Source organism: Pseudomonas sp. MPB03, assembly GCF_046605385.1.
In the GTDB taxonomy this organism is placed as follows: Bacteria; Pseudomonadota; Gammaproteobacteria; order Pseudomonadales; family Pseudomonadaceae; genus Aquipseudomonas; species Aquipseudomonas zanjanensis.
Genome location: NZ_CP176770.1, coordinates 2534593 through 2555854 on the forward strand (window position 1 = coordinate 2534593; position 21262 = coordinate 2555854).

23 protein-coding genes are annotated in these 21262 nt (G+C 61.7%); 10 read left to right on the top strand and 13 right to left on the bottom strand.

Annotated features, from left to right (window positions below):
* Positions 1-328: 328 nt before the first annotated feature.
* On the top strand, positions 329-1585 hold the full coding sequence (gene icd, locus ACLH0I_RS11215) for an NADP-dependent isocitrate dehydrogenase (protein WP_250962990.1): 1257 nt from the start codon (positions 329-331) through the stop codon (positions 1583-1585).
* Positions 1586-1665: 80 nt separating this feature from the next.
* On the opposite strand, the gene cspD is transcribed toward icd, so the two are convergent.
* Positions 1666-1932, bottom strand: coding sequence for a cold shock domain-containing protein CspD (cspD, locus tag ACLH0I_RS11220; protein ID WP_250962989.1), 267 nt, complete (start codon positions 1930-1932; stop codon positions 1666-1668).
* A 227-nt stretch (positions 1933-2159) separates the two neighbouring features.
* Between cspD and clpS the strand changes: the two genes are divergently transcribed.
* Together clpS and clpA are read left to right on the top strand one after the other, a co-directional pair.
* A complete protein-coding gene (clpS, locus tag ACLH0I_RS11225) occupies positions 2160-2522 on the top strand; it encodes an ATP-dependent Clp protease adapter ClpS (protein WP_003180089.1) in 363 nt (120 codons plus the stop codon).
* Between the two features lie 29 nt (positions 2523-2551).
* Complete coding sequence (clpA, locus tag ACLH0I_RS11230) at positions 2552-4822, top strand: ATP-dependent Clp protease ATP-binding subunit ClpA (RefSeq protein WP_024616766.1); 2271 nt, start codon at positions 2552-2554, stop codon at positions 4820-4822.
* A gap of 285 nt (positions 4823-5107) precedes the next feature.
* On the opposite strand, the gene infA is transcribed toward clpA, so the two are convergent.
* The 4 genes from infA to trxB form a co-directional block, all read right to left on the bottom strand.
* The gene (gene infA / locus ACLH0I_RS11235) at positions 5108-5326 is read right to left on the bottom strand and encodes a translation initiation factor IF-1 (protein ID WP_002553999.1); all 219 of its coding nucleotides are present in this window, start codon (positions 5324-5326) and stop codon (positions 5108-5110) included.
* A gap of 122 nt (positions 5327-5448) precedes the next feature.
* The gene (locus ACLH0I_RS11240; protein ID WP_186710162.1) at positions 5449-6156 is read right to left on the bottom strand and encodes an arginyltransferase; all 708 of its coding nucleotides are present in this window, start codon (positions 6154-6156) and stop codon (positions 5449-5451) included.
* A 57-nt stretch (positions 6157-6213) separates the two neighbouring features.
* Positions 6214-6894, bottom strand: coding sequence for a leucyl/phenylalanyl-tRNA--protein transferase (gene aat, locus ACLH0I_RS11245; protein WP_250962987.1), 681 nt, complete (start codon positions 6892-6894; stop codon positions 6214-6216).
* 77 nt (positions 6895-6971) lie between these two features.
* Complete coding sequence (gene trxB, locus ACLH0I_RS11250) at positions 6972-7931, bottom strand: thioredoxin-disulfide reductase (RefSeq protein WP_411387058.1); 960 nt, start codon at positions 7929-7931, stop codon at positions 6972-6974.
* Between the two features lie 319 nt (positions 7932-8250).
* Between trxB and ACLH0I_RS11255 the strand changes: the two genes are divergently transcribed.
* From ACLH0I_RS11255 to cysG, 6 genes are all read left to right on the top strand, one after another.
* Positions 8251-10656 carry a DNA translocase FtsK gene (locus ACLH0I_RS11255; RefSeq protein ID WP_411387059.1) on the top strand — a complete coding sequence of 802 codons (2406 nt, stop codon included), beginning with the start codon at positions 8251-8253 and terminating at the stop codon, positions 10654-10656.
* Positions 10657-10714: 58 nt separating this feature from the next.
* Positions 10715-11338 (top strand): outer membrane lipoprotein chaperone LolA, encoded by a 624-nt coding sequence (gene lolA / locus ACLH0I_RS11260; protein ID WP_411387060.1) that lies wholly within the window; start codon positions 10715-10717, stop codon positions 11336-11338.
* Positions 11339-11488: 150 nt separating this feature from the next.
* Positions 11489-12814 (top strand): replication-associated recombination protein A, encoded by a 1326-nt coding sequence (locus ACLH0I_RS11265; RefSeq protein ID WP_186710181.1) that lies wholly within the window; start codon positions 11489-11491, stop codon positions 12812-12814.
* Positions 12811-13185 (top strand): fluoride efflux transporter CrcB, encoded by a 375-nt coding sequence (gene crcB, locus ACLH0I_RS11270; protein ID WP_018608522.1) that lies wholly within the window; start codon positions 12811-12813, stop codon positions 13183-13185. Before ACLH0I_RS11265 ends, crcB begins: the two co-directional genes overlap by 4 nt.
* A 15-nt stretch (positions 13186-13200) precedes the next feature.
* Complete coding sequence (gene serS, locus ACLH0I_RS11275) at positions 13201-14481, top strand: serine--tRNA ligase (RefSeq protein WP_053185694.1); 1281 nt, start codon at positions 13201-13203, stop codon at positions 14479-14481.
* A complete protein-coding gene (gene cysG / locus ACLH0I_RS11280) occupies positions 14482-15876 on the top strand; it encodes a siroheme synthase CysG (RefSeq protein WP_411387061.1) in 1395 nt (464 codons plus the stop codon).
* A gap of 138 nt (positions 15877-16014) precedes the next feature.
* Here the strand turns inward: cysG and ACLH0I_RS11285 are convergent, their stop codons facing one another.
* The 7 genes from ACLH0I_RS11285 to ACLH0I_RS11315 all read right to left on the bottom strand — a co-directional run bounded on the left by ACLH0I_RS11285 (position 16015) and on the right by ACLH0I_RS11315 (position 20052).
* The gene (locus tag ACLH0I_RS11285) at positions 16015-17019 is read right to left on the bottom strand and encodes a glutathione S-transferase family protein (protein WP_411387062.1); all 1005 of its coding nucleotides are present in this window, start codon (positions 17017-17019) and stop codon (positions 16015-16017) included.
* 88 nt (positions 17020-17107) lie between these two features.
* Positions 17108-18109 carry a glycosyl transferase family protein gene (locus ACLH0I_RS11290; RefSeq protein ID WP_411387063.1) on the bottom strand — a complete coding sequence of 334 codons (1002 nt, stop codon included), beginning with the start codon at positions 18107-18109 and terminating at the stop codon, positions 17108-17110.
* Complete coding sequence (locus tag ACLH0I_RS11295; protein ID WP_250962980.1) at positions 18106-18441, bottom strand: TusE/DsrC/DsvC family sulfur relay protein; 336 nt, start codon at positions 18439-18441, stop codon at positions 18106-18108. Before ACLH0I_RS11295 ends, ACLH0I_RS11290 begins: the two co-directional genes overlap by 4 nt.
* Positions 18438-18731 carry a sulfurtransferase complex subunit TusB gene (gene tusB / locus ACLH0I_RS11300; protein WP_250962979.1) on the bottom strand — a complete coding sequence of 98 codons (294 nt, stop codon included), beginning with the start codon at positions 18729-18731 and terminating at the stop codon, positions 18438-18440. The genes ACLH0I_RS11295 and tusB overlap by 4 nt, the downstream gene beginning before the upstream one ends.
* On the bottom strand, positions 18731-19093 hold the full coding sequence (tusC, locus tag ACLH0I_RS11305; RefSeq protein ID WP_250962978.1) for a sulfurtransferase complex subunit TusC: 363 nt from the start codon (positions 19091-19093) through the stop codon (positions 18731-18733). The genes tusB and tusC overlap by 1 nt, the downstream gene beginning before the upstream one ends.
* Positions 19093-19485, bottom strand: coding sequence for a sulfurtransferase complex subunit TusD (gene tusD, locus ACLH0I_RS11310; RefSeq protein WP_053123601.1), 393 nt, complete (start codon positions 19483-19485; stop codon positions 19093-19095). The genes tusC and tusD overlap by 1 nt, the downstream gene beginning before the upstream one ends.
* A gap of 231 nt (positions 19486-19716) precedes the next feature.
* Positions 19717-20052 carry a DUF6388 family protein gene (locus ACLH0I_RS11315; RefSeq protein ID WP_411387064.1) on the bottom strand — a complete coding sequence of 112 codons (336 nt, stop codon included), beginning with the start codon at positions 20050-20052 and terminating at the stop codon, positions 19717-19719.
* A gap of 135 nt (positions 20053-20187) precedes the next feature.
* Between ACLH0I_RS11315 and ACLH0I_RS11320 the strand changes: the two genes are divergently transcribed.
* Complete coding sequence (locus tag ACLH0I_RS11320) at positions 20188-20538, top strand: hypothetical protein (protein WP_053123142.1); 351 nt, start codon at positions 20188-20190, stop codon at positions 20536-20538.
* Between the two features lie 209 nt (positions 20539-20747).
* Here the strand turns inward: ACLH0I_RS11320 and ACLH0I_RS11325 are convergent, their stop codons facing one another.
* Complete coding sequence (locus ACLH0I_RS11325) at positions 20748-21179, bottom strand: GNAT family N-acetyltransferase (RefSeq protein ID WP_411387065.1); 432 nt, start codon at positions 21177-21179, stop codon at positions 20748-20750.
* Between the last annotated feature and the right edge of the window lie 83 nt (positions 21180-21262).

A 21262-nucleotide genomic window follows, 5' to 3' on the forward strand; every position in this document is an offset into this window, starting at 1 on the left:
GTAACGGTCCGGCTTTCAAAATGGCGGAAAGTCTCGTAATAGAGCCGTCAGCCGTCGTGACCCTGTGGTCAGCGGCGGCATTATACATAGGTAGCTGGCGATCTGCCGATGGTTCATAGACTTCCGTACACGTCCATTGGTCTAAACGTCGCAGTACTCCTGGGGCGGACTATGCTCATGTTTGGCGCTTTTCCCTTGGTTTTCAGGCTTGTACACGGCGAAGTGCAAGGCTTTGCCATGGATGGGCCTAACGTAGGGTTTGCGTGCCGATTCAACTGGGGTACGCTCGAACGCAGCCAGATGTTCAATCCAAGCAATGGAGTTCAGCATGGGGTATCAAAAGATTCAGGTTCCAGCCGTCGGTGACAAAATCACCGTCAATGCAGACCATTCTCTTAATGTTCCCGACAACCCGATCATCCCCTTCATCGAAGGCGACGGCATTGGTGTCGATATCAGTCCGGTCATGATCAAGGTTGTGGACGCTGCGGTTCAGAAGGCCTATGGCGGCAAGCGCAAGATTTCCTGGATGGAAGTCTATGCCGGTGAGAAAGCGACCCAGGTCTACGACCAGGACACCTGGCTGCCCCAGGAAACCCTGGATGCGGTCAAGGACTACGTGGTGTCCATCAAGGGCCCGCTGACCACGCCGGTCGGTGGCGGTATCCGTTCGTTGAACGTAGCGCTGCGCCAGCAGCTCGACCTGTATGTGTGCCTGCGCCCGGTGCGCTGGTTCGAAGGTGTGCCAAGCCCGGTCAAGAAGCCTGGCGACGTGGACATGACGATCTTCCGGGAGAACTCCGAGGACATCTACGCGGGCATCGAGTGGAAGGCCGGTTCGGCCGAGGCCACCAAGGTCATCAAGTTCCTGAAAGAAGAAATGGGCGTGACCAAGATCCGCTTCGATGAGGATTGCGGCATCGGCGTCAAGCCGGTTTCCAAGCAGGGCACCAAGCGCCTGGCTCGCAAGGCCCTGCAATATGTGGTCGATAACGATCGCGATTCGCTGACCATCGTGCACAAAGGCAACATCATGAAGTTCACCGAAGGTGCCTTCAAGGAGTGGGCCTACGAAGTGGCGGCCGAGGAATTCGGCGCGACCCTGCTCGACGGTGGGCCGTGGATGCAGTTCAAGAACCCGCGCACTGGCAAGAACGTCATCGTCAAGGACGCCATCGCCGATGCGATGTTGCAGCAGATCCTGTTGCGTCCGGCTGAATATGACGTGATCGCCACCCTGAACCTGAACGGTGACTACCTGTCCGACGCCCTGGCGGCGGAAGTGGGCGGTATCGGTATCGCGCCGGGCGCCAACCTGTCCGACACCGTGGCGATGTTCGAGGCCACCCACGGTACCGCGCCCAAGTACGCTGGCAAGGACCAGGTCAATCCGGGTTCGCTGATCCTGTCGGCGGAAATGATGCTGCGTCACATGGGTTGGACCGAAGCGGCCGACCTGATCATCAAGGGCACCAATGGCGCGATTTCGGCCAAGACCGTGACCTATGACTTCGAACGCTTGATGGAGGGTGCCAAGCTGGTGTCGTCCTCGGGCTTCGGCGAGGCCCTGATTTCGCACATGTAAGCGAATCGGCCCTCAGCGCGAATGCCCGGCTCGAGTGATCGAGCCGGGCATTTTTATTTAGGTGGTGTGGCGACTGCCGGTCAATGGGGTTCGGTGACCCTGCGACTCACTTCGACAGGGGCGGGTGCGCCTTCGACAGCGGCAGCTTGAATTTTGACCGCATGCAGGCCCTTGGGGCCCTGGATGATCTCGAACGTCACGGATTGCCCGGCCTTCAGGGTCTTGTAACCGTCCATCTGGATCGCCGAATAATGGGCGAACAGGTCTTCATCCCTGCCTTCCTCAAGAATGAAACCGTAGCCCTTGGCATTATTGAACCATTTCACCTTACCCTTCACGCCCGACATAACCCATTTCCCTCTGCAACGCACTCCATCACTGGAGTATCATCCAGTCCATCCGCAGGCTAATCTTGTTAACAGGATAGATTCCACGGACCTTTTTAACCCACGATGGGCTCTATTGGTTGTAACACCGATTTCCCGATAGTCAAGGTGGCTCCGGTGGTCGTGGTTGAAATCGCCCACAAGCGCCCCCATCACTGTATTCGCCAACTAAACGAACCTTTCTTTCCATGCATGCAGTCAGCCAGATTCGACTAACATTCAATCAGGATCGCCCGGATCTACACGACGACGATTCCGCAGGCATTGCTGTTCAGGAAGCAAAGCCCGCATTACAGGCGCCACCGATGTACAAGGTGGTTTTGTTCAACGATGACTACACACCGATGGATTTCGTCGTCGAAGTGCTCGAGGTGTTTTTTAACCTGAATCGGGAGCTGGCGACCAAGGTCATGCTGGCCGTCCATACAGAGGGACGGGCAGTATGTGGAGTGTTTACCCGCGACATCGCCGAGACTAAGGCCATGCAGGTCAACCAGTACGCCCGGGAAAGCCAGCATCCGCTACTCTGTGAAATCGAGAAGGACGGTTAACGCCGACCACTTGGGTATGAGGTGAAGCTATGTTAAACCGCGAGCTCGAAGTCACCCTCAATCTTGCCTTCAAGGAGGCTCGTTCGAAGCGTCATGAATTCATGACCGTCGAACACCTGCTGCTGGCCCTATTGGATAACGAGGCTGCCGCCACCGTTTTGCGTGCCTGCGGCGCGAACCTCGATAAACTCAAGCATGATCTGCAGGAGTTCATCGACTCCACCACGCCATTGATCCCCGTTCATGACGAGGATCGCGAAACCCAGCCAACCCTGGGCTTCCAGCGTGTCCTGCAACGTGCTGTCTTTCATGTACAGAGCTCGGGCAAGCGTGAAGTCACCGGCGCCAACGTACTGGTTGCGATTTTCAGCGAGCAGGAAAGCCAGGCGGTGTTCCTGCTCAAGCAGCAGAGCGTTGCGCGTATCGATGTCGTCAACTACATCGCCCATGGCATCTCCAAGGTGCCGGGGCATGGCGATCATTCCGAGGGTGAACAGGATATGCAGGACGACGAGGGCGGTGAGTCTTCTTCTTCAGGCAACCCGTTGGATGCCTATGCCAGCAACCTGAACGAACTGGCGCGCCAGGGACGTATCGATCCGCTGGTCGGGCGCGAGGCGGAAGTCGAGCGCGTGGCCCAGATCCTGGCCCGGCGTCGCAAGAACAACCCGTTGCTGGTGGGCGAGGCTGGCGTGGGCAAGACCGCGATTGCCGAAGGCCTGGCCAAGCGCATCGTCGACAACCAGGTGCCGGACCTGCTGGCCAACAGCGTGGTGTATTCCCTCGACCTGGGTGCCTTGCTGGCCGGTACCAAATACCGCGGCGATTTCGAGAAGCGCTTCAAGGCGTTGCTCGGCGAACTGAAAAAACGTCCGCAGGCGATCCTGTTCATCGACGAAATCCACACCATTATTGGTGCCGGGGCGGCGTCGGGCGGGGTCATGGATGCGTCCAACTTGCTCAAGCCGCTGTTGTCGTCGGGTGATATCCGTTGCATCGGCTCGACCACGTTCCAGGAGTTCCGCGGGATCTTCGAGAAAGACCGTGCCCTGGCCCGGCGTTTCCAGAAGGTCGATGTGTCGGAGCCTTCGGTGGAAGACACCATTGGCATCCTGCGCGGCCTGAAGGGGCGTTTCGAGCTGCACCACAACATCGAATACAGCGATGAAGCCCTGCGCGCGGCGGCTGAACTGGCCTCGCGCTACATCAATGACCGGCACATGCCGGACAAGGCCATCGACGTCATCGACGAGGCGGGTGCCTACCAGCGCCTGCAGCCCGTGGAGAAACGGGTCAAGCGCATCGAAGTGCCACAGGTCGAGGACATCGTCGCGAAAATCGCGCGTATTCCGCCCAAGCACGTCACCAGTTCCGACAAGGAACTGCTGCGTAACCTGGAGCGTGACCTGAAGCTGACGGTGTTCGGCCAAGATGCGGCCATCGACTCGCTGTCGACCGCCATCAAGCTGTCCCGTGCCGGTCTCAAGTCGCCGGACAAGCCGGTCGGCTCGTTCCTGTTCGCCGGTCCTACCGGTGTCGGCAAGACCGAGGCGGCACGGCAGCTGGCCAAGGCGATGGGCATTGAGTTGGTGCGCTTCGACATGTCCGAGTACATGGAGCGCCACACCGTATCGCGTCTGATCGGTGCGCCTCCGGGTTATGTCGGTTTCGACCAGGGCGGCCTGTTGACCGAAGCCATCACCAAGCAACCGCACTGCGTATTGTTGCTCGACGAAATCGAGAAGGCGCATCCGGAAGTCTTCAACCTGCTCCTGCAGGTCATGGACCACGGTACGCTGACCGATAACAACGGGCGCAAGGCGGACTTCCGTAACGTGATCGTCATCATGACCACGAACGCTGGTGCCGAAACCGCGGCTCGCGCCTCGATCGGTTTCACCCATCAGGACCACTCGTCCGATGCGATGGAAGTGATCAAGAAGAGCTTCACGCCTGAGTTCCGCAACCGCCTGGACACCATTATCCAGTTCGGTCGCCTCAGCCATGAAGTCATCAAGAGCGTGGTGGACAAGTTCCTTACCGAACTTCAGGCCCAGCTCGAAGACAAGCGTGTGTTGCTGGAGGTCACCGACGCGGCCCGCAGCTGGCTGGCGGAAGGTGGTTACGACGTGACGATGGGCGCGCGGCCAATGGCTCGCTTGATCCAGGACAAGATCAAGCGTCCGCTGGCGGAGGAGATCCTCTTTGGCGAGCTGGCCGAGCATGGCGGTGTGGTTCACATCGACATCAAGGACGGCGAGCTGACCTTCGACTTCGAAACCACGGCTGAAATGGCCTGATCGTTAGCTGCAATAAAGCAAAAGGCGCCGAAAGGCGCCTTTTTGCTGTTCCATGCCTACACCAGGCGCTGCTGTGGGCATGGAACAAGATTGCGTTTCATCAATCCCTGTGGGAGCGAGCTTGCTCGCGATAGCGGTGGGGCAGCTTGCATCAACGGTGCTTGTGCCGCCGCCTTCGCGAGCAAGCTCGCTCCCACAGGGGGGGGGCGTGTGTTTCTGACGATTGGGGCAAATCCCAGGCAAACAAAAACGCCCGGCATCAGCCGGGCGTCTTGTATTGACTTGTTAGCGAGCGCGGTAAGTGATGCGCCCTTTGCTCAAGTCATAGGGCGTCAGCTCGACGCGCACTTTGTCACCGGTAAGAATACGAATGTAGTTCTTGCGCATCTTGCCGGAGATATGCGCGGTTACGACGTGCCCATTTTCCAACTCCACACGAAACATGGTGTTGGGCAGGGTGTCGACGACAGTGCCTTCCATTTCGAAGCTGTCTTCTTTCGACATGCAGTAAAGCCCTCGGTATCCAGTGAATGGCCCGGTGCAACTGCGCCAGGCAAAAGCGGCGTGCATTGTGCCCGAAAAAGGGGGTTCAAGCCAAGGGGTTCTAGCTTTTAAGCCGAAGGGGGCTAACTCAGGACAACCCACCGCTGGTTAACCAGCAATTCGATAGGCCGATATTGGGTCTTGTAGTTCATTTTCTTGCAGTTCTTGATCCAGTAGCCCAAGTACACCGCTTCCAGCCCCAGGCGCCGCGCTTCGTTGATTTGCCAGAGAATGGCAAAGCGCCCCAGGCTGCGCCGTTCCTCTTCGGGCTCATAGAAGGTGTACACCGCTGAAAGGCCGTTGGGTAGCAGGTCGGTGACAGCGATGGCGACCAGTCGCCCCTCGAGGCGGAATTCATAAAAGCGGGAAAACGGCAGGTCACGCACCAGGAAGGTCGAGAACTGATCCCGGCTGGGTGGGTACATGTCGCCATCGGCATGGCGTTGTTCGATGTAGCGTTGGTACAGGTCGAAGTATTCTTCGGTGAACTGCGGCTTGGCCGGGCGGACCTGAAGGTCGGCGTTGCGCTTGAAAATGCGCTTCTGCTGGCGATTGGGCAAAAACTGCGCCACCGGAATGCGCGCCGGGACGCAGGCGTTGCAATGTTGGCAGTGGGGCCGGTAAAGGTGGTCGCCGCTACGACGAAAGCCCATTTCCGACAGGTCTGCGTAGACATGCACATCCATGGGCTGGCTAGGATCGAGGAACAGCGTCGTGGCCTGCTCCTCCGGCAGGTAACTGCAAGAGTGGGGCTGAGTGGCATAGAACTTCAAACGCGCCAACTCGGTCATGAATCAACCCTCGGATGAGCTTTAAATCTAATTGTAAGCCAGGAGCGCGGATGTCGCTCAGCAAACCCAGGTCGCACGGTTGGGTTGGTCCAGGTGCGCCTCCAGATACTCGGCGAACCGCGTGCGCGGGATCGAGCGGGCGCCGAGGCTGTGCAGGTGCTCGGTGGGCATCTGACAGTCGATCAGCACGAAACCGGCGGCCTTGAGGTGTTGGACCAACATGGCGAAGCCGAATTTCGACGCATTGTCGGCTCGGCTGAACATGGATTCGCCAAAAAATAGCTGGCCCATGGCCAAGCCATACAGGCCGCCCACCAACGCCCCTTGGTCCCAGACTTCCACCGAATGGGCGAAACCGCGCCGATGCAGTTCCAGATAAGCGGTTTGCATGGCCTCGGTGATCCAGGTGCCGTCGGCGTAGTCCCGTGGCGCGGCGCAGGCCTGGATAACCGCGGCAAAATCCTGGTCGAACGTCACGTCATAGCGCTGCTTGCGCAACAGCTTGCCCAGGCTGCGGGAGATGTGCAGTTCGTCGGGAAATAACACCGTGCGTGGGTCTGGCGACCACCACAGGATCGGTTGTCCCTCGGAAAACCAGGGGAAGCAGCCGTGGCGATAGGCCTGGATCAGCCGGTCGGCCGACAGGTCGCCACCGGCGGCCAATAACCCGTTGGGATCGCGCATGGCTTTTGCCAGTGGCGGAAATTCGAAACTGTTGCGTTGTAACCAAGTCAGCATGGGTGTCCGGCTTGTAGAAGGGGAGGGCGGGGTGACGGGGCTCGCCCGTCACGAGCACCCGCCGGGAAGGTTAACCGTCAAACGGTCGGGATGTCATCGAGATACTTCTCCGCGTCGAGCGCGGCCATGCAACCGGCGCCGGCGGAGGTAATCGCCTGGCGATAGACATGGTCGGCCACGTCGCCAGCGGCGAATACGCCTTCGATATCGGTCGCGGTGGCGTTGCCTTCGCTGCCGCCGCGCACGAGCAGGTAGCCGTCGCGCATCGCCAACTGGCCCTGGAACAGATCGGTGTTGGGTTTGTGGCCGATGGCAATGAACACCCCGGCCAGGGACAGGGTGCTGGTTTCGCCGCTCTCGCTGTGTCGCAGGCGCGCGCCGGTCACGCCGCTGGCGTCACCCAGGACTTCATCCAGGTTCTGGTTCCAGTGCAGTTTGATATTGCCGCTGCTGGCCTTTTCGAAGAGTTTGTCCTGGAGGATTTTCTCGGCGCGCAGCTTGTCGCGGCGGTGGACCAGGTGCACTTCTCGGGCGATGTTCGACAGGTACAGGGCTTCCTCGACCGCGGTATTGCCGCCACCAACCACCGCCACCACCTGGTTGCGATAGAAAAAGCCATCGCAGGTCGCACAGGCGGAAACCCCTTTGCCGGCGAAGCTTTCTTCCGAGGGCAGTCCCAGGTACTGGGCCGAGGCGCCGGTGGCAATGATCAGCGCATCACAGGTATAGGTGCCGCTGTCGCCGATCAATTCGAACGGGCGCTGCTGCAACTTGGCGGTGTGGACATGGTCGTAGACGATCTGCGTGTCGAAACGCTCGGCGTGCCGTTGCATGCGCTCCATCAGCACCGGGCCGGTCAGGCCTTCGACATCGCCGGGCCAGTTGTCGACTTCCACGGTGGTGGTGAGCTGGCCACCGGCCTGTATGCCGGTTATGACAACGGGTTTGAGGTTGGCGCGGGCGGCATAGACAGCAGCGCTGTACCCCGCAGGGCCGGAACCGAGAATGATCAGGCGGGAATGCTTCACTTCGCTCATAAAAAACACCTCATAAGCCTTTGTCACAAAAGAGAATGCATGGTCCAATTGACGCGTGTGCACCTTGAGTCCGGCTATGCTGCTACCCAGCGCGCGGCCAATGCCTTGGCGTCGACAAACCCGTACAATGCATGGGTTTTGAACGCAGGATGACCCAAAGATCAAAATTTTCCGCCGCACCGGCAGTTTTCTGGATGCACCTCACAGTGGTAAAAGTAGTACCGGTTGTGCACATTCACTTTTTTACCTGCTCGTCATGGGCAGTTTTTTATAGTCATTCAACAGATGGACGCGCCGTTGGCGCAGGAAAAGAAGCGTTTTGAAGAAATCCACCGCAGCACCCAAACCAGTCGTTCCGCTCTGGCGCCAGCAATTGCACTACCGGCTCAAGGAAGGTGCGTTGATCGCCATCGGCGCCCTGTGCCTGTTCCTGATGATGGCCTTGCTGACCTACGGCAAGGACGATCCGGGCTGGAGCCATAACAGCAAGATCGACGATGTGCAGAATTTCGGCGGTCCGGCCGGCTCCTACAGCGCCGACATCCTGTTCATGGTGCTGGGCTATTTCGCCTACATTTTCCCGCTGCTGCTGGCGATCAAGGCCTACCAGATCTTCCGTCAGCGCCATGAGCCGTGGCAGTGGAGCGGCTGGCTGTTCTCCTGGCGCCTGATCGGCCTGGTGTTCCTGGTGCTGTCGGGAGCCGCGCTGGCCCATATCCATTTCCATGCGCCCACCGGCTTGCCGGCCGGGGCGGGCGGTGCCCTGGGGGAAAGCCTCGGCGACCTGGCCAGGAACGCCCTGAACATCCAGGGCAGCACGTTGTTGTTCATTGCCCTGTTCCTGTTCGGCCTGACGGTGTTCACCGACCTGTCCTGGTTCAAGGTCATGGACGTCACCGGCAAGATCACCCTCGACCTGATCGAACTGATCCAGGGTGCCGTCAACCGCTGGTGGGCGGCGCGCACCGAGCGCAAGCAACTGGTGGCGCAACTGCGTGAAGTCGACGACCGCGTCCACGACGTGGTGGCCCCGACCACACCGGACAAACGCGAGCAGGCCAAGGTCAAGGAACGCCTGATCGAGCGTGAGCAGGCGTTGAGCAAGCACATGTCCGAGCGCGAAAAACAGGTGCCGCCGGTCATTACCATGGCCCCGCCCAAGCCGCCGGAGCAGAGCAAGCGCGTGCAGAAAGAGAAACAGGCGCCGCTGTTCGTCGACAGCGCGGTGGAAGGCACCTTGCCGCCGATCTCGATCCTCGACCCGGCCGAGAAGAAGCAGCTCAATTATTCCCCCGAATCCCTGGCGGCCGTCGGCCACTTGCTGGAGATCAAGCTCAAGGAGTTCGGCGTGGAGGTCTCGGTGGACTCGATCCACCCGGGCCCGGTGATTACCCGTTACGAAATCCAGCCGGCCGCTGGCGTGAAGGTCAGCCGCATCGCCAACCTGGCGAAGGACCTGGCGCGTTCCCTGGCCGTGACCAGCGTGCGGGTGGTGGAAGTGATTCCCGGCAAGACCACCGTGGGCATCGAGATTCCCAACGAAGACCGGCAGATCGTGCGCTTCTCCGAAGTGCTGTCGACGCCTGAGTATGACAACCACAAGTCGCCGGTCACCCTGGCCCTGGGCCACGACATCGGCGGCAAGCCGGTCATCACCGACCTGGCGAAGATGCCCCACCTGCTGGTGGCCGGTACCACCGGTTCCGGTAAGTCGGTGGGGGTGAACGCGATGATCCTGTCGATCCTGTTCAAGTCCGGCCCGGAAGACGCCAAGCTGATTATGATCGACCCGAAAATGCTCGAATTGTCGATCTACGAAGGCATTCCGCACCTGCTGTGCCCGGTGGTCACCGACATGAAGGACGCCGCCAACGCCTTGCGCTGGAGCGTCGCCGAGATGGAGCGCCGCTACAAGCTGATGGCGAAGATGGGCGTGCGCAACCTTTCGGGCTTCAACGCCAAGGTCAAGGAGGCCGAAGACGCCGGTACGCCATTGACTGACCCGCTGTATAACCGCGAGAGCATCCACGACGAAGCGCCGCTGCTGCACAAGCTGCCGACCATCGTGGTGGTGGTGGACGAATTCGCCGACATGATGATGATCGTCGGCAAGAAGGTCGAAGAGCTGATCGCCCGTATCGCCCAGAAGGCCCGTGCGGCCGGTATCCACCTGATCCTCGCCACGCAGCGGCCGTCGGTGGACGTGATCACCGGCCTGATCAAGGCCAACATCCCGACCCGCATGGCGTTCCAGGTGTCGAGCAAGATCGACTCGCGGACCATCATCGACCAGGGTGGCGCCGAGCAATTGCTGGGTCACGGTGACATGCTCTACATGCCGCCCGGCACCAGCCTGCCGATCCGTGTGCACGGCGCGTTCGTGTCCGACGACGAAGTGCACCGCGTGGTGGAAGCCTGGAAGTTGCGCGGCGCCCCTGAATACAACGACGACATCCTCAACGGTGTCGAGGAAGCCGGCAGCGGTTTCGAAGGCAGCAGTGGCGGCGGTGACGACGATGCTGAAACCGATGCGCTCTATGACGAAGCGGTGCAGTTCGTCCTGGAAAGCCGTCGGGCCTCGATTTCCGCCGTACAGCGCAAGCTGAAGATTGGCTACAACCGCGCCGCCCGCATGATCGAAGCCATGGAAATGGCCGGGGTGGTGACGGCCATGAACACCAACGGTTCGCGCGAAGTACTGGCGCCGGGCCCGATGCGCGACTAATGACCCGGGCGGCCTGCTGAAGCGCCGCCCGAACCCCCACGACTTCATGAGGACTCCCATGCGCCTGATTCGCATGCTGCTGTTGCCCGTACTGGCCTTGTCTACTTTCTCGGCCCACGCCGGCGAAAAGGACGTGGCTCGCCTGACCCAGTTGCTGGGCGGCTCCCAGACCCTGACCGCACGTTTCTCCCAGCTGACCCTCGATGGCGGCGGCACCCAGTTGCAGGAAACCGCCGGCGACATGGCCCTGCAGCGCCCGGGCCTGTTCTACTGGCACACCGATGCGCCAGCCGAACAGCTGATGGTCTCCGATGGCAAGAAAGTCTCCCTGTGGGACCCGGACCTGGAACAGGTCACCATCAAGACCCTCGACCAGCGCCTGACCCAGACCCCGGCGCTGTTGCTCTCCGGTGACATTTCCGAGATCAGCCAGAGCTTCGACATCACCTCCAAGGAGGCCGGTGGCGTGATTGACTTCACCCTCAAGCCCAAGACCAAGGACAGCCTGTTCGACAGCCTGCGCCTGTCGTTCCGCAATGGCCTGGTCAACGACATGCAGTTGATCGACAGTGTCGGCCAGCGCACCAATATCCTGTTCACCGGGGTCAAGGCCAATGAGCCGATTGCCGCGTCCAAGTTCAAGTTCGACATCCCCAAGGGTGCCGATGTGATCCAGGAATAACCTGCCGGAACCTTGTATGTGGGAGCGGGCTTGCTCGCGAATGCGGTGTATCAATCGACATTATTGTTAACTGAAACACCGCTTTCGCGAGCAAGCCCGCTCCCACAAGGAATCTCGGCAACAGGACCCAGCGGAGGTTTTGTAGTAATCATGGACCTGTTTCGAAGCGCCCCGATTGCCCAGCCATTGGCCGCCCGCCTGCGCGCGACCAACCTGGATGAGTACGTCGGCCAGGAACATGTGCTCGCCCGCGGCAAGCCTCTGCGCGAGGCCCTGGAGCAGGGCGCCCTGCACTCGATGATCTTCTGGGGCCCGCCGGGCGTGGGCAAGACCACCTTGGCGCGGCTGCTGGCGGAAGTCTCGGACGCGCACTTCGAAACGGTGTCGGCGGTGCTGGCCGGGGTCAAGGAAATCCGCCAGGCGGTGGAAGTCGCCAAGCAGCAGGCCGGGCAGTACGGCAAGCGCACGATCCTGTTCGTCGACGAAGTGCACCGGTTCAACAAGTCCCAGCAGGACGCGTTCCTGCCCTACGTCGAAGACGGCACGCTGATTTTCATCGGTGCCACCACCGAAAACCCCTCGTTCGAACTCAACAACGCCTTGCTGTCGCGGGCGCGGGTCTATGTGCTCAAGAGCCTCGACGAAACGGCGATGCGCAAGCTGGTGCATCGGGCGCTGACCGAGGAGCGCGGCCTGGGCAAGCGGCATTTGAGCCTCAGCGATGAAGGCTTCCAGATCCTGTTTTCGGCCGCCGATGGCGACGGTCGACGCTTGCTCAATCTGTTGGAAAACGCCTCGGACCTGGCCGAAGACGACAGCGAGATTGGCGTCGAGCTGTTGCAAAGCCTGCTGGGCGATACCCGCCGGCGTTTCGACAAAGGCGGCGAGGCGTTCTACGACCAGATTTCGGCGCTGCACAAATCGGTACGCGGCTCCAATCCTGACGGTGCTCTGTACTGGTTTGCGCGCATGATCGACGGCGGTTGCGATCCGCTGTACCTGGCCCGTCGCGTGGTGCGCATGGCCAGCGAAGACATCGGCAATGCCGACCCGCGGGCCCTGAGCCTGTGCCTGGCGGCCTGGGACGTGCAAGAGCGCCTCGGCAGCCCGGAAGGCGAACTCGCCGTGGCCCAGGCCATCACCTACCTGGCCTGCGCGCCGAAGAGCAACGCCGTGTACATGGGCTTCAAGGCCGCGATGCGCAGCGCTACCGAGCACGGCTCCCTCGAAGTGCCGCTGCACCTGCGCAACGCGCCAACCAAGCTCATGAAGCAGTTGGGCTATGGCGATGAATACCGTTACGCCCATGACGAGCCGGACGCCTATGCGGCTGGCGAAGACTATTTTCCCGATGAACTCGACCCCCAGCGCTTCTACCAGCCGGTGCCCCGGGGCCTTGAACTGAAGATCGGCGAGAAGCTCAACCACCTGGCGCAACTGGATCGCCTGAGTCCACGGCAGCGGAGAAAACCTTGATCCCCTTGATACTGGCCGTTTCCGCTGGCGGCGTTGCCGGCACCTTGTTGCGTTTCGCCACGGGCAACTGGATCAACGCAAATTGGCCGCGGCACTTCTATACCGCGACGCTGGCCGTTAATATCGTGGGCTGTCTGCTGATTGGCGTTCTATACGGTCTGTTTTTGATTCGCCCGGAAGTGCCCATCGAGGTACGGGCCGGGCTGATGGTTGGCTTTCTCGGCGGCCTGACAACTTTTTCATCCTTTTCACTGGATACGGTGCGCCTGCTGGAAAGCGGGCAGGTGCCGCTGGCCCTGGGCTACGCGGCCATCAGCGTATTCGGCGGGCTGCTCGCCACCTGGGCCGGCCTGTCCTTGACCAAACTTTGATAACGAGAGACCGACATGCTCGATTCCAAACTGTTACGTAGCAACCTCCAGGACGTAGCGGACCGCCTGGCTTCCCGTGGCTTTGCCCTGGACGTCGCGCGCATCGAAGCGCTGGAAGAACAGCGCAAGACCGTCCAGACCCGCACCGAAGCCCTGCAGGCTGAACGTAACGCGCGCTCCAAGTCCATCGGCCAGGCCAAGCAGCGTGGCGAAGACATCGCGCCGCTGATGGCCGATGTCGAGCGCATGGCGGGCGAATTGAGCGCGGGCAAGGTCGAGCTGGACGCGATCCAGACCGAGCTGGATTCGATCCTGCTGGGCATCCCGAACCTGCCTCACGAATCGGTGCCGGTCGGTGAAGACGAAGACGGCAACGTCGAAGTGCGCCGTTGGGGCACGCCGACCACCTTCGATTTCCCGGTGCAGGACCACGTGGCGTTGGGCGAGAAGTTCGGCTGGCTCGACTTCGAAACCGCCGCCAAGCTGTCGGGCGCGCGTTTCGCCTTGCTGCGCGGGCCGATTGCCCGTCTGCATCGGGCCCTGGCACAGTTCATGATCAACCTGCACGTGACCGAGCACGGCTACGAGGAAGCCTACACGCCGTACCTGGTCCAGGCCCCGGCGCTGCAAGGCACCGGCCAGTTGCCGAAGTTCGAGGAAGACCTGTTCAAGATCAGCCGCGACGGCGAGGCCGACCTGTACCTGATCCCGACCGCCGAAGTCTCGTTGACCAACATCGTCGCTGGCGAGATCGTCGACGCCAAGCAACTGCCGATCAAGTTCGTGGCCCATACGCCGTGCTTCCGCAGCGAAGCCGGGGCGTCGGGCCGCGACACCCGTGGCATGATCCGCCAGCACCAGTTCGACAAGGTCGAGATGGTCCAGGTCGTCGAGCCTTCGAAGTCCATGGAAGCCCTGGAAAGCCTGACCGCCAACGCCGAGAAAGTCCTGCAACTGCTGGAACTGCCGTATCGCACCCTGGCGCTGTGCACCGGCGACATGGGCTTCAGCGCGGTGAAGACCTACGACCTGGAAGTCTGGATCCCGAGCCAGGACAAGTACCGTGAGATTTCGTCGTGCTCCAACTGTGGCGACTTCCAGGCCCGCCGCATGCAGGCGCGCTTCCGCAACCCGGAAACCGGCAAGCCGGAACTGGTCCACACCCTCAACGGCTCCGGCCTGGCGGTGGGGCGTACCCTGGTGGCCGTGCTGGAAAACTACCAGCAGGCCGACGGTTCGATTCGGGTGCCCGAGGTGTTGAAACCCTACATGGGCGGCATCGAGGTCATCGGCTAAATGGACTATCTGCCACTGTTCCACAACCTGCGCGGCAGCCGCGTGCTGGTGGTCGGCGGCGGGGAAATTGCCTTGCGCAAGTCCCGCCTGCTGGCCGATGCCGGCGCGTTGCTGCGGGTGGTCGCACCCGACATCGAACCGCAGTTGCGGGAACTGGTCAGTGGCAGCGGCGGCGAGTGTCTCCAGCGCGGTTACCTGGAGACGGATCTGGACGGTTGCGTGCTGATCATTGCCGCCACCGACGACGAACCGCTCAATGCCCAGGTTTCGGCCGACGCTCATAAGCGTTGCGTGCCGGTCAACGTGGTGGACGCGCCGGCCCTGTGCAGCGTGATCTTTCCGGCCATCGTCGACCGCTCCCCATTAGTGATAGCGGTGTCCAGTGGCGGCGATGCGCCGGTGCTGGCGCGGCTGATCCGGGCCAAGCTGGAAACCTGGATTCCTTCGACTTACGGGCAATTGGCGGGGTTGGCGGCGCGTTTCCGCAATCAGGTCAAAGGTTTGTTCCCCGATGTCCAGCAGCGCCGGGCGTTCTGGGAAGAAGTGTTCCAAGGCCCCATCGCCGACCGCCAATTGGCCGGGCAGGGCGGCGAGGCCGAGCGCTTGCTGCGGGAAAAGATCGACGGCCAGGCGCCGAACGCGCCGGGCGAAGTCTATCTGGTGGGGGCCGGGCCGGGTGATCCGGACCTGCTGACCTTCCGCGCCTTGCGCCTGATGCAGCAGGCGGACGTGGTGTTGTACGACCGCCTGGTGGCCCCGGCGATCCTGGAACTGTGCCGGCGTGACGCCGAGCGCATCTACGTCGGCAAGCGCCGCGCCGACCACGCCGTGCCCCAGGACCAGATCAACCAGCAATTGGTCGACCTGGCCCGCCAGGGCAAGCGTGTGGTGCGGTTGAAGGGCGGCGATCCGTTCATTTTCGGCCGTGGTGGGGAAGAGATCGAGGAACTGGCGGCCCATGGCATCCCGTTCCAGGTCGTCCCGGGCATCACTGCCGCCAGTGGTTGCGCGGCCTACGCGGGGATCCCGCTGACCCATCGCGACTACGCCCAGTCGGTGCGTTTCATCACCGGCCATCTCAAGGACGGCACCAGCGACCTGCCGTGGGCCGACCTGGTGTCCCCGGCGCAGACGCTGGTGTTCTACATGGGTTTGGTTGGCTTGCCGATGATCTGCAACGAGCTGATCAAGCACGGCCGTGCGGCGGACACGCCGGCGGCGTTGATCCAGCAGGGTACGACGTCCAACCAACGGGTTTTTACCGGCACGTTGGCGGATTTGCCAAGGCTGGTGGCCGAGCATGAGGTGCATGCGCCGACGTTGGTGATTGTTGGGGAAGTGGTGCAGTTGCGCGAGAAGTTGGCCTGGTTCGAAGGGGCTCAGGGGCAGGTCTGAAGACCGCGTCGCGCCCTTCGCGAGCAAGCCCGCTCCCACATTTGATCGCGTTCAGCCGAAGAATTGAGGCGTACGCCGATCCAATGTGGGAGCGGGCTTGCTCGCGAAAGGGTCCTCATCTGCCACAAAGAATCAGGATCAGTCCCGGGTCCCACGCCAAATCCCTTTCCCACTCAACCGCTCCCGATCATGGGCGACGGTAAAGTCCTGCTTCGGCCCCTTGGGCACGATCCCATTGGGATTGATGGTCTTGTGGCTGCCGTAGTAATGGCCCTGGATATGGGTGAAATCCACGGTTTCGGCAATCCCCGGCCATTGGTACAGCTCCCGCAGCCAGTTCGACAGGTTCGGGTAATCGGCGATGCGCCGCAGGTTGCATTTGAAGTGGCCGAAGTACACCGCGTCGAAGCGGATCATCGTGGTGAAGAGCCGGATATCGGCCTCGGTCAGGTATTCGCCCGCCAGGTAACGACGGTTTGCCAGCAACGTTTCCAGCCAATCCAGCTCGGCAAATAATCGGTCGAAGGCTTCTTCGTACGCCGCTTGGGTCGTGGCGAATCCGGCCCGGTAGACGCCATTGTTCACCGCCGGATAGATGCGCTCGTTCAACGCATCGATCTCGCCGCGCAGGTGTTCGGGATACAGGTCCAGGTCGTTGCCGGTCAAGCCGTCGAAGGCACTGTTGAACATGCGGATGATTTCCGCCGATTCGTTGCTGACGATGCGTTGTTGCTGTTTGTCCCAAAGGGCCGGCACGGTGACGCGGCCGGTGTAGTCCGGCGTGTCGGCGGTGTAGCGCTGATGAAGGAATTGCAGATCGTCGAGTTTGTCACCCGTGGAGCCGTGGGCCTGGTCGAAGGTCCAGCCGTTCTCCAGCATCAGGTAGCTGACCACCGAGACATCGATCAGGTTTTCCAGGCCCTTGAGCTTGCGAAAGATCAGCGTGCGGTGGGCCCAGGGGCAGGCCAGGGAGACATACAAATGGTAGCGCCCGGCCTCGGCGGCGAAGCCGCTCACGCCGGAAGGGCCGGCGCTGCCGTCGGCGGTCACCCAATTGCGGCGTTGCGCCTGCTCGCGCTGGAAACTGCCGTCCTTGCTTTCATACCACTGGTCCTGCCAGCGGCCCTCGACCAACAAACCCATCTGAATGTCCTCGCTCAATAATCATTGGAGACGAGTCTATTCCGATAGGTTCGAACAAAAAGCGCAAAGGTTGGGCGTTGATGATCGATTAAATCGATCTGTCCCGGGCATCCCAATATCGCCGGGCCTTGTCGAACGCTTCGTCGCGTGTGTCGCCCAGGCCGCGTAGCGCCAACGCCATGGTGGCGATCAGCGCCAGTTGCGGGTAGCTGTCCTCGACGTCACCGCGCCAGATTGCCTTCAAGTGCTCAGGGTCGAGGCGTTCGGGTTTGACGTGGCGCTGCTCGGCCAGTCGCGGCCATTCTTCGTCCCAACTGGCGCCGCCGGTGGTGCCGTACAGGTGGCTGTCGGCGTCGGGGTTGATCTCGATCTCGCCGCCGTCGCCCTTGATCACGATGGCGGTATCACCGAGCAAGCCGCTGGCATCGCGATGCACGGCCTGGTAGCCCGGGTGGAAGATACTTTGCAAGCCGCAACGAGCCGCCAGCGGATTGAGGATCCGCGCCAGGGAATGGATCGGCGAGCGCAGGCCCAGGGTGTTGCGCAGGTCGATCATGCGCTGCATTTGCGGCGCCCAGTCCACCAGCGGCATGAAGGCCAGGCCGCCGTTGTCCAGCGCGCTGCCGACCTGTTGCCAGTCCCGGCACAGCGGGATCCGCAGCAAGCCCAGCAATTGTTCGGTGTAGAGCCGCCCGGCGGTGTGAGCGCCGCCGCCGTGCATGAAAATCCGCACGCCGTTCTGCCCCAGGCATTTGGCCGCCAGCAGGTACCACGGCAAATGGCGCTTCTTGCCGGCGTAGGTCGGCCAGTCGAGGTCCACCGTCAACGCCGGAACCACCAGGCGCTCACGCAGGGCTTCGGTGAAGCCGGCCATTTCCTCGGCGCTTTCTTCCTTGTGCCGCAGCAGCATCAGGAAGGCGCCCAGTTGGGTGTCCTCGACTTTTTCATCGAGGACCAGGCCCATGGCTTCGCGGGCTTCTTCGCGGGTCAGGTTGCGGGCGCCGCGCTTGCCTTTGCCAAGAATGCGCACGAACTGGGCGAATGGGTGTTCGGCCGGGGTTTCAAGGGTCAGCGCTGGGAAGTCGGTCATAAGCAATTCGTCGGTTTGGGCAGGCCCGCCAGCTTGGCGGCGAGTTTGGCGGGAGTGCCTTTGAACAATCGGTTCAGGTGCAGGCTGTTACCTTTGTCCGCCCCCAGTTTCAGCGCCGTGTATTTGATCAGCGGCCGGGTCGCGGGGGAGAGTTGGAATTCGTTGTAGAAGCCGCGCAGCAGTTCGAGGATTTCCCAGTGTTCGGGGCTCAAGTCGATGTCTTCGGCGGTGGCCAGGGCGGTGGCGACTTCGGCCGACCAGTCGTCCAGGTCGGCCAGGTAGCCGTCCTTGTCCAATGCGATGGCGCGACCGCCCACGTTCAGCGTGTTCATAGCCAGGTGTTGACCTTGTCGTGCTCGATCGACAGCTCGACGAAACCTGAGTAGTTGATGGCTTCGGCCCAGTCTGGCGTGTCCAGGGCGCGGGCCTGTAAGTCTTCGGCGAGCACGAACAGGCTCACGCCCGCAGCCTGCAGCACGTCAAACGGTGGGCTGCCCGGTTGCAACGCGTACGTCGCGTCGCCACACAACAGCAGCGCATCCTGATTGCCCAGTACCCGCAGGCAACTGGCGAGGCGGTTGTCGCCGAAGGGCGAATGAGACAACACATGCAAAGTCGACATCAGAGGGTGATCACCTGGTCGTAGCGGTCGATGAGCGCGGCGATGTCCGCTGCACCCAGTACTTTCACCTCGCCCAGCGCCAGGGCATCGTTAGCAACGCCGCGTTCGGCGGCGCTGTCGGCGCAGAGAAACAGGTCGTCGACACCGAACATCGGCAGGGCCTGCAGGTTGGCGCTCAGGTCCTTTTGCTGGACGGCCTTGGCGTTTTGGCCGGCGCTGAGCTGGAACACACCGTCATCGAGAAACAGCAGGCCGATGGGCAGGTCGAACGCCCCGCCGGCGAGGACGATGTCCAGCGCTTCGCGGGCACCAGGGCCGGACCACGGGGCCTGTCGGCTGATCAGCAATAAAGACTTGGCCATCACGCGCCTCCAAAACAGATCAAGCGGTCGGCGTCCTGGATTGCGTCGTGCAACTGGCCCAGCCCGGACAAGGCCCAGGGCGCTTCGACACTGGCCGCCGAGCGCTGGTAGCGCTGGGCCTCTTCCTCGTTCAACACACCACGGCGCAACGCCGCGGCGATGCAGACCACGCCGTCGAGCCGGTTGTCGCTGACAAAGGCGCGCCACTGCTGGGGCAGGTCCTGCTCGTCCTGGGGCGTGACGACACTGGCACAGGCGTTGTAGACGCCGTCCTGATAGAAAAACAGCCGCACGATCTCATGCCCACCCGCCAGCGCCGCCTGGGCAAACAGCAAGGCACGGCGCGAGGAGGGCGCATGGGCGGCGGAAAACAGCGCGATGGCGAACTTCATGACAAATCCGATCAGCAAAACTGCGGCCATGATAAAGCTTTATGGGCGGTGGGGCGATTGCCAGGGAAGGGTGAGATTTTTTGGGAGTTAACCCTGTGGCGAGGGAGCTTGCTCCCGCTGGGCTGCGCAGCAGCCCCTGGATCTGGCAACGCAGTGTGTCAGGTTGAATGAGTTGCTTTTTTTAGGCCTGCTGCGCAGGCCAGCGGGAGCAAGCTCCCTCGCCACAAGGGTTCAGTGCTTGGCCTTTAGGCCATTGAGCTCGCAATACTCGGCCCATTCCATCCCTGCCATTTCCGCCACTTCCTTATGCACCTCCAGGCGCTGGGCCTGGTAGTCCTCGGGCGAGGCGGCGGTCAGTTTCAGGGTCAGTTCCCAGGCAAACAGCCCCAGGCGCTCGGCCTCGGCTTCGAACGCTTCATGCAAGCGCTCGGCGCGGTACTGCGTGGCGGTCTCGCCCTTGGCTTGGGCCAGCAGCGGGTTGAGGTGGTCCAGTTCGTGGCGCAGTTCGGGGCGCTCATCGAGAAACCGTTCCAAGGCCCGTTCGTGTTGCTGTTCGGTTGTCGCCATGGTTACTCCTTGGGGGACAGGGCGCGACAGAGTGCGTGAATCGGTGTTCGCTGTCGCGGGTAAATTTCAGTAAAGCAGCACGATGGCTGGGGCCGCAGTGCTACAGTCCGTTTTTTTTCTCGATGAGTGAACGCAATGCGAATGTTGACCGTGGCCCTGGCCGCCACCTTGCTGGCCGGCTGCGCGGGTTCGGCGATGAACGAAGCCCGGACCCAGGCCCCTTACAAGACCCTGACTTCGGACAAACCCGAACAGGTCGTGGCCCAGTGCGTGCAGTTTTCCTGGCAGGACGAGGCAGTATTCGGTGTCGATGCCGGCGCTTACCTGCAACCGGGCAAGAAGGGCGGCTCGACGGTCTATACTCGCTCTGCCGAATCGTTTGTCGATTTGCACGCCGGGGCGACGGGCACCGAGTTGAGTTATTACGCCAAGCAAGACGACTTCGTGGCCAAGCGCCGGTTGGCGGCGTTGGCGACTTGTCTTTAAGCCGATAGACCGAGGTGCCTGCCATCGCGAGCAGGCTCGCTCCCACACGAGGTCATCCGCCGCAGGACCCCTGTGGGAGCGAGCTTGCTCGCGATGGCGGTGGTTCAGGCAACAGGAATATTGACTGTTAGATCGCTATCGCGAGCAAGCTCGCTCCCACACTGGTCGGGGGTGGCCGAACGATTGCCTTCCACCACAGGTATTGGGTTTCAGTCAGAGGCAGTCAGGCGCTTCTGGAAGAAGAAGTGCTGGTGGCCCGGCGGGTAGTCGTCGATCTGGCCGATTTCCGTGAAGCCGTGTTTGCGGTAGAACGCCGGCGCCTGGAAGTCGAAGGTGTCCAGCCAGATCCCCACGCAGTTCTTCTCCCGGGCCAATTCTTCGGCCAGCTGCATCAGGGTCGAGCCGGTGCCCTGGCCCCGGGCCTGTTCCGGCACGACCAGCAATTCGATGTACAGCCAGCTAAAAAACACTCGGCCGTACAGCCCACCGACAATCTCCCCCTGTTCATCCCGCACCAGCCAAGCCACCAGTTCCGGCACCGTCCCGCCGGTCTTGGCCGTGTTATAGGCGCGCAGCGGCGCGAGGATGGCCTGGCGTTCTTCGTCGGTGGGTGTGTCCGTGCGTTCGATTCGTAGCGTCATCGGCGATGTCCCTATGCAGTCAGATGAAGCGCAGGAGCCTATCCCAAAGGCTGCCTTGGCGTCATCCGGTCGACTTGGAAACA